The sequence below is a fragment of the uncultured Ruthenibacterium sp. genome (genome assembly GCF_963558415.1).
Classification (GTDB): Bacteria; Bacillota; Clostridia; order Oscillospirales; family Ruminococcaceae; genus Ruthenibacterium.
In genome coordinates this window covers 22,519-29,485 of sequence record NZ_CAUWGY010000030.1, presented here as the reverse complement: position 1 = coordinate 29,485, position 6,967 = coordinate 22,519, and the positions used below count along the sequence as shown (strand labels likewise).

Here is a 6,967-nt window from a genome sequence, read left to right as displayed (position 1 = left end):
ACGCCGGGACGGCAAGATGTTTGGGGTGCGCACCGCCGAGGACGCGGCGGCGGCCCGGCAGGCCATTCCCCGGCTGCGGGAATTGTTCCGCAGAGAGCGACCGGCGGTGCCCGTGGAACTTGAGCTGCGTCTGGAACCGGACGCAGCCCGGCTAACCGCCCGGGATGAGGACGGTCATGTTGTAGAGAAAAAAGGCGTCACACCGCCGGTCCCGGCCCAAAAAGACCCGGCAGAGGCCTATCGCCGGGCGCTGGAAAAAACCGGCGGCACGCCGTTTTATGCGGCGAAAATAGAACTGGAAAACGCCGACGCTTTTGTGCCAGCAGGTGAGGTGAACGGACTGCGGCGGGACGCGCTGGCTCAGCTTTTGGCATTGCGGGAGACGCCTTGTCCCATGGCTTGCACCGATGTGCACGTGCAGGTGGAACCGGCCCGTCCGGGCCAGTGGAAAGGGCTGGCGCTGCGGTTTGAGCACGTGAACCAGATTCCACAGACGCTGCCCGAGCAGGTGGCCGGGCTCTCGGTGCCTTTGAACCAGTGGGAACAGGTGCCCGAGGCTTTGCGGCCCAAGACATGGCTGGAGATTCCCCGGGTCCTGTTCGGCTCGGCAGAAGAGCAGGCCCGCCAGGAGATTCAGGCCAGCGCACAGCAGGGATTTGCAGGCTATGTGGCACAGAACATTGCCCATTTCCCCTTGGCGCAGGGCCTGCCCGTGGTAGGCGGTTTTGGACTGAACGTGACCAATTGCCTTTCGGCGGACGGCTACGAGGAATTGGGTGCCCGGGCGCTGACATTGAGCCCGGAGCTGACATGCGAAGATTTGGCCCGGGCCGGTGGAAAGTTGCCCCGGCTGGCCATTGCCTACGGCCACATGCCGCTGATGCTCACCCGGGCGTGTCCGCTGCACAATGTGCACGGTTGTGCCGGCTGTGAGCGGCGGGGCGAACTGGTGGACCGCAAGGGAGTGCATTTCCCGGTGCGCTGCACCGGGCCTGCGGGTGCGCGCACGGTGTACAATCCGGTGCCCATTTATATGGGAGACAAGCCCGGCGCCCTGCCCGTGGAATGGGAACTTTTGTATTTTACGCTGGAGAGCGCGGACCGGGTGCAGCAGGTGCTGGAGCTGTTCTGCGCCCACCGTCCCTTGGACGGAGCCTTCACCCGAGGGCTGTACTTCAAGGGCACCCAATGAGGAAAAGGAGAGACAACCGATGGTTTTGAAGTTAAAAAAAGTGCGTCCAGGCGCTGTTTTGCCCGGCCGTGCCACTCCCGGCAGCGCCGCGGTGGATCTGCGCGCCGTGTGCGGTGACGAGGGCGTTCGGCTGGAGCCTATGGGCCGTGCCGTGATTCCCACGGGCATTGCCATTGAGCTGCCCGGCCCCGAGACCGTGGCACTGGTGTTTGCACGCAGCGGTCTTGCGGTGCGCCAGGGTCTGGCTTTGTCCAACGGCGTGGGCGTCATCGATTCCGACTACCGGGGCGAGATCAGCGTGGGACTGGTCAATTTGTCCGACCAGCCTTATACCGTGCAAAACGGAGAGCGCATTGCGCAACTGGCCGTGATGCCTGTGTTGATTCCTCAGATGTTGGAAGTGGAGCAATTGGGCGAGACCCAGCGGGGCGAAGGCGGCTTCGGCTCCACGGGCAAGCAGTAAAAGGAGATAAAATATGAAACTGAAACGTACGCTTTTGCTGTGGTTTTACATTCTGGCGGGCATTGTGCTGGGAGCCATGTTGGCAGCGGTGTGTAAAAACGTATCGTTTTTGAGTTGGCTGTCCTATTACCAGTCCATTGGCTTCAATGCCGATGCACCGTTTGTGTTGGATTTATCGGTCATCAAGCTGTCCTTCGGGTTCTCCATGGGCATCGGCGTGGCTCAGATTTTTACCATTGCAGCGGCTATTTTTCTGTATAACAAGACCAATTTGCGCTGAGGAGGCCAAGTCATGAAATTGATTCTTGCCTCTGCATCGCCCCGGCGCCGGGAGTTGATGGCGCTGGCGGTGCCGGCGTACGAAGTTTGTGTCAGCCAGGTGGATGAGAGCGCTCTGACCGCGCCGGACCCGGCTGCCTTGGCGCAGGTGCTGGCCCGGGCAAAATGCGCGGCAGTGGCATCGCTGCGCCCGGAAGATGTGGTGGTGGGCTGTGACACCGTGGTGGATGTGGACGGCCAGGTGCTGGGTAAGCCCCGGGATAAGCACGATGCCCGCCGCATGCTGCTTTCGCTCAGCGGCCGTACGCACAAGGTCCACACGGGCGTGTGCATTCTGGCGCCCGGCGAAGAGCAGTTGTTCTGTACCACCACCGAGGTGGAGTTCTGGCCTTTGGAACCGCAGGAGCTGGAAAAGTATCTTGCCAGCGAGGAGCCCTACGACAAAGCGGGGGCCTATGGCATCCAGGGCGGCGCAGCGAAATTTGTGCGCGGCATTCGGGGGTGCTATTTCAATGTGGTGGGCCTTCCGGTATCCCAAGTGCACTGGGTGCTGCGTCAGATGAAGTGCTGGCAGACCTTGGGCTTTGGGGAAGAATGCTAAATTTGTATGATTTTGTATGAAGTGCTGAAAAAAAGTGTTGTGCAGTTCTCTTTTTTGTGATATGCTGTTAAAGTAGGCATGATAGGAGGTACTGTCACGTCCTGTCGTGGAGGGGAAGACATGGGGGCAAGAGTCATCATGGTGGCGTCCGGTAAGGGCGGTACCGGAAAGAGCACCGTAGCGGTGCTCACCGCGGGCAGATTGGCCGGCCGTGGTCGGCGGGTGTTGCTGGTGGAACTGGACTCGGGCCTGCGCAGCGTGGATTATATTGCCGACGTGTACGGCAAGACGGTCTACGATGTGGAAGACGTTTTTTCCGGACGGTGTGCCGCGGGCAAGGCCATTGTGGAGAGCCCGCTGTATCCGGATTTGTATGTAATTTCGGCACCTTACTCGGGCGGCCGCGTGCGCGAAGCGGCCCTGCGGGTGTTTGTAGAGCGGGCAAAGCCCGTTTTTGATGACATTGTGTTGGATACCGCCGCAGGTATGGGCGCTCCCTTTGAGGCCGCCTGTGCTGTGGCGGATAGCGTGCTGCTTGTCATCACGCCGGACCCGGTTGCCATGCGGGACGGCCACATTGTGTGCGATGCGCTAGCAGCCAAGAGCCTTGAGAACATTCGGCTGATTATCAACCGGGTCCCGCCCCGGCTGACTGGTTGCGGCATCCGGGATCTGGACGAGTGCATCGACACCGTAGGCGCTCAGCTCATCGGCGTGGTGCCTGAGAGCACCGAGGTCCGTACCGCCGGTGCCATGGGAACCGCACTTCCCAAAAAAAGTACAGCTTATCAAGTATTTTCTGCTATTGCAGCACGTCTTTGCGGCGATTCGGTGCCGCTGATCGTACGCTGACATTTTCCATTTATATATTAGAGGGGATTGATCCACATGAACATTGCACTGATCGCACATGATGCGAAAAAAGAACTGATGGTTCAGTTCTGTATTGCGTATTGCCCGGTGCTGGCTCAGCACAATTTGACGGCTACGGGGACCACGGGAAAGTTGGTCAGCGAGGCCACCGGTCTGCCCATTCAGCGGTGTTTGTCGGGCACTCACGGAGGCGACCAGCAAATCGCGGCGCGCATTGCCTGCAATGAGATCGATTTGCTTTTGTTTTTCCGGGACCCCATCACCGCAAAATCCCACGAGCCCAACGAGATGAACTTGCTGCGCCTGTGCGACGTGCATAACATCCCCATGGCCACCAACATTGCCACGGCGGAAGTGCTGATTCACGGCTTGGAGCGCGGAGATCTCGATTGGCGCAACATTGTCAATCCCCGGTGATCGTTTTAAAAGGGAAAATAGATGGTCATGCCCTGTCTTCGGACAGGGCTTTTTTTGTGGAAGAAATTGCTTTTTTTACAGTCGCATGCTACACTGAATTTAAAAAATGGCGTGAGGTGATCGATGTGAAATGTCCGGTCTGCTGTGAAAATTTTTCCGGGGAACGCTGCCCGCATTGCGGCATGCGCGTAGGCAAGAACCTGGAGTCGCGTCTGTTTTCCGGTGAGTCATCCTTCTCGGCGCAAAAGGTGCCTGAGCGCCCGGTGCAGAAGACACCTGTGCGTTTGCAGCAAAACGCGCCTATGCGTGCTGCGAACCGAAGAGGAAAGGTGTCTTTGGCGGCGCTGGAGCGCCGGCAGGAAGCCGGTCGCAAAACCCGGCGGGCGATGCTTTGGGTCGTGGGCATTTCCGTGACGATTATGTTGCTCAGTTTGCTTTCTGCGTTGTTCGAAGAATCATCGATGGCGCCGCAGCCCGAAGAGGTGCCGGCGGACTCGTATGTATACGATTCGACTTACACGGACCTGGAAATCGCAATGGAGGACTGGGCGGCGGATCGAAGCTGGGATGCGCTCTTTTTCTACGTGGAAGAGGACGACACGATGAATGGTTCCTTGTACCTTGAGGATTTGGAACTGCTGGCGGAACAAGCGGCGGCAGGCGATGAGGAGGCTTTGGCTCGCTGGCAGGAAGCCGAGGATCAATGCGAGGTTTTCTATGAGGCGTCCCGAGAGTATCTGGACGATGATGGCCGCGGCAAGATGCTTTTGACGGCCTGGCTGTCGGATTATGAAAGCGGCAATTTGGTGCTTGCCATGGATGAAGACGGCATCTGGTACAGTTATTACGAGGACCTTGTGGCGGGTCAGGACGAATGAGCTCGCTGTGCAGCAAGCGCTGTATTATAAAATAAGAAACTCCCCCGGTGCAAACTGCACCGGGGGAGCGCTGTTTTATCGCACGTTTTGCGTGGCCTTGCGTGAGAGGATCAGTCGATTACGGTTTGAGTACGGCCGATGCCTACCACCGCAGCGGTCAGTTTTTTCCAGGATTGACAGCCACAGATGCCATCGACACTCAGCCCCACGGCGCGCTGGAAGGACCTGAGCGCATTTTCGGTGTTGGCACCGAAGATGCCGTCCAGTGTGCGGGTGGAATATCCAAGCGCATTCAGTCCGTCCTGTAAAATCAGTACGTAGGTGTTCCGGCTGCCCCGGCGCACTGTGGGATACCCTGCCGTGGTTCCCGAGCAGGCGGGGGTGCCGTAACGGCGGTCAAAGTGGACCCAGCGCGGGGTCATGCTCAGGGGTTCCACGTAGCCCCAGGCCCTGGTAGCCACGGCCGTGTTGTAAATTTTCTGGCGCTCGGAACTGGAGACGTTCTGCCCCACGTCAAAGCTGACACCGGCATAGTGCTGGCTGGCGGTGCCGTGACCGCCTTCCCAGATGCGTTTGAAAGCATAGCCGATGTAAATGCCTTTGCCATAGCTGCGGCGGGTCAGATTCCAGGCTTCCATAGCGGCGGTGGTAGTCCACAGCACGGTGCTGTTGGACGAGCCACGAAATTCCCGCACACGCATGGTGTTGCCATAGGCATAGGGCATGGGGTCGTTTTCTCCCAGGTTGTAAATCAGAAATTTGTTGTTATAGGAATCGTACACAAATATTTTTGCCATGATTCATTCCTCCATCAAATAGTAGTCGTAAATGGTATCCCAGGTCAGGCGGTCCACAAGACCCGTGACCGGCAGGCCGAAGCCCTCTTGGAATTCCTTGATGGCGTTGTAGGTGGTTTCATCCACAATGCCGTTTTCAGGCACAAACCAGCCGGCGCAGAACCGGGATGCAATTTCGTTCATGAATTGCTGCAGTTCCAGCACAGCGGACCCTGCGCTGCCGAAGGCCAGCACATAGCCCGGATATTCGCCCACAGGCCGGTCTACACCGGTGGGGTCTGCGGCCAGACTCAGATAAATGATGACCATGGTATTCCACGTGGTTTCATCCATCACACCGGTTTGGGGAAGGCTGAATTCCTGCTGGAAGCTGCGCACCGCGGCGGCGGTCTCAGGGCCATACACGCCGGTCAGTGCATCAATGGGCAGAATGGGGTCGTAGAACACGCCGATGTATGCCAGCATAAACTGGACGAATTTGACGATTTCACCCTGCGAGCCCTCTTCCAAATCGTAACCGGGATAAGCCAATACGCGCAGGTTGAGCATGGGACCGTCCACATTGCGCAAAGTGGTGAACCGCTGATAAATGCTGTCCCAGGTAGCGCGGCCAACGATGCCGTCCACAGTAAGGCCAAAAAGCTGTTGATAGGCGCGCACGGCTTTTTCCGTAGCAGAGCCAAAAATGCCGTCGTAGGCAATGACGGGAATTTCCGGGAAGTAAGCGCTGAGCAGGTACAAATAATACTGTATTTCTTTGACTGCCCGGCCCGAGGAGCCCAGACGCAGGGGAGTGCCCGGATATACGCCCGGCCTCTGATCCGAAGTGAGCAGACCGTTGATCAGGTCCGTGTATACTTCGTAAATTTTATTCCAGGTCAAAGGCCCTACTACGCCATCCACATTGAGGCCATAGCCGTTCTGGAAGGCGCGCACCGCTGCCTCGGTGGCAGAACCAAAGATGCCGTCCGCGTTGATAGACGGGATGTTGCGGTTGGAGCGTGCAATGATGCGCAGATAGAACTGCATCTGTTTTACTTCGTTTCCTCTGGACCCCACACGCAGCGGAGTGCCGGGATACTGTCCGGGCTGGGTCACGCCCGGAGGGGCGATGTCCTGCTGAATGGATTGATACTCGTTGTACAGGGTATCCCAGGTGACGCGGCCCACAATGCCGTCTACGGTCAGAGAGTAGTGGGTTTGGAAAGCGCGCACCGCCGCTTGTGTGGCAGAGCCGAAGATGCCGTCCACATTGACCTTGGGAATGCTGGAGACGTAGTCGGCAACGGTGTTCAGCCAGAATTGAACCTGCTCCACCGCGTCGCCGGTGCTGCCCAAACGAAGTGTGCCGGGGAACGTGCCGCTGACAAGTCCGCCGGTGGGCTGTTCGCCTTCGCTGGTCAGTTGAGCCAGTTTTTTCACCGCCACATAAATGTACGTTAATTGCACAAAATACAAGATACCATT

The 6,967-nt window shown here is 58.1% G+C and carries 9 protein-coding genes; 7 read left to right on the top strand and 2 right to left on the bottom strand.

Going from position 1 to position 6,967, the window contains the following annotated elements:
• The 7 genes from AB5H98_RS07025 to AB5H98_RS06995 form a co-directional block, all read left to right on the top strand.
• Positions 1–1,192, top strand: a 1,192-nt coding sequence (locus tag AB5H98_RS07025; RefSeq protein ID WP_367925204.1) for a DUF3656 domain-containing protein, incomplete at its 5' end; no start/stop codon positions are given.
• Positions 1,193–1,211: 19 nt separating this feature from the next.
• Positions 1,212–1,655, top strand: coding sequence for a dUTP diphosphatase (dut, locus tag AB5H98_RS07020; RefSeq protein ID WP_367925203.1), 444 nt, complete (start codon positions 1,212–1,214; stop codon positions 1,653–1,655).
• Between the two features lie 13 nt (positions 1,656–1,668).
• Positions 1,669–1,935 carry a DUF4321 domain-containing protein gene (locus AB5H98_RS07015; RefSeq protein WP_367925202.1) on the top strand — a complete coding sequence of 89 codons (267 nt, stop codon included), beginning with the start codon at positions 1,669–1,671 and terminating at the stop codon, positions 1,933–1,935.
• Between the two features lie 12 nt (positions 1,936–1,947).
• Positions 1,948–2,535 carry a nucleoside triphosphate pyrophosphatase gene (locus AB5H98_RS07010; RefSeq protein ID WP_367925201.1) on the top strand — a complete coding sequence of 196 codons (588 nt, stop codon included), beginning with the start codon at positions 1,948–1,950 and terminating at the stop codon, positions 2,533–2,535.
• 120 nt (positions 2,536–2,655) lie between these two features.
• The gene (locus tag AB5H98_RS07005) at positions 2,656–3,387 is read left to right on the top strand and encodes an AAA family ATPase (protein WP_367925200.1); all 732 of its coding nucleotides are present in this window, start codon (positions 2,656–2,658) and stop codon (positions 3,385–3,387) included.
• Between the two features lie 36 nt (positions 3,388–3,423).
• Positions 3,424–3,825, top strand: a complete 402-nt coding sequence (locus tag AB5H98_RS07000) for a methylglyoxal synthase (protein WP_367925199.1) — start codon at positions 3,424–3,426, stop codon at positions 3,823–3,825.
• Positions 3,798–4,703, top strand: coding sequence for a hypothetical protein (locus tag AB5H98_RS06995; protein WP_367925198.1), 906 nt, complete (start codon positions 3,798–3,800; stop codon positions 4,701–4,703). The genes AB5H98_RS07000 and AB5H98_RS06995 overlap by 28 nt, the downstream gene beginning before the upstream one ends.
• A 110-nt stretch (positions 4,704–4,813) precedes the next feature.
• Here the strand turns inward: AB5H98_RS06995 and AB5H98_RS06990 are convergent, their stop codons facing one another.
• Both AB5H98_RS06990 and AB5H98_RS06985 read right to left on the bottom strand, forming a co-directional pair.
• On the bottom strand, positions 4,814–5,500 hold the full coding sequence (locus tag AB5H98_RS06990; protein ID WP_367925197.1) for a peptidoglycan-binding protein: 687 nt from the start codon (positions 5,498–5,500) through the stop codon (positions 4,814–4,816).
• Positions 5,501–5,503: 3 nt separating this feature from the next.
• Positions 5,504–6,949, bottom strand: a complete 1,446-nt coding sequence (locus tag AB5H98_RS06985) for a peptidoglycan-binding protein (RefSeq protein ID WP_367925196.1) — start codon at positions 6,947–6,949, stop codon at positions 5,504–5,506.
• Between the last annotated feature and the right edge of the window lie 18 nt (positions 6,950–6,967).

Excerpts from the sequence above, each read along its gene's own strand:
- dut (WP_367925203.1), top strand. The coding sequence starts at position 1,212 with ATGGTTTTGAAGTTAAAAAAAGTGCGTCCAGGCGCTGTTTTGCCCGGC.
- AB5H98_RS07015 (WP_367925202.1), top strand. The coding sequence starts at position 1,669 with ATGAAACTGAAACGTACGCTTTTGCTGTGGTTTTACATTCTGGCGGGC.
- AB5H98_RS07010 (WP_367925201.1), top strand. The coding sequence starts at position 1,948 with ATGAAATTGATTCTTGCCTCTGCATCGCCCCGGCGCCGGGAGTTGATG.
- AB5H98_RS07005 (WP_367925200.1), top strand. The coding sequence starts at position 2,656 with ATGGGGGCAAGAGTCATCATGGTGGCGTCCGGTAAGGGCGGTACCGGA.
- AB5H98_RS07000 (WP_367925199.1), top strand. The coding sequence starts at position 3,424 with ATGAACATTGCACTGATCGCACATGATGCGAAAAAAGAACTGATGGTT.
- AB5H98_RS06990 (WP_367925197.1), bottom strand. The coding sequence starts at position 5,500 with ATGGCAAAAATATTTGTGTACGATTCCTATAACAACAAATTTCTGATT.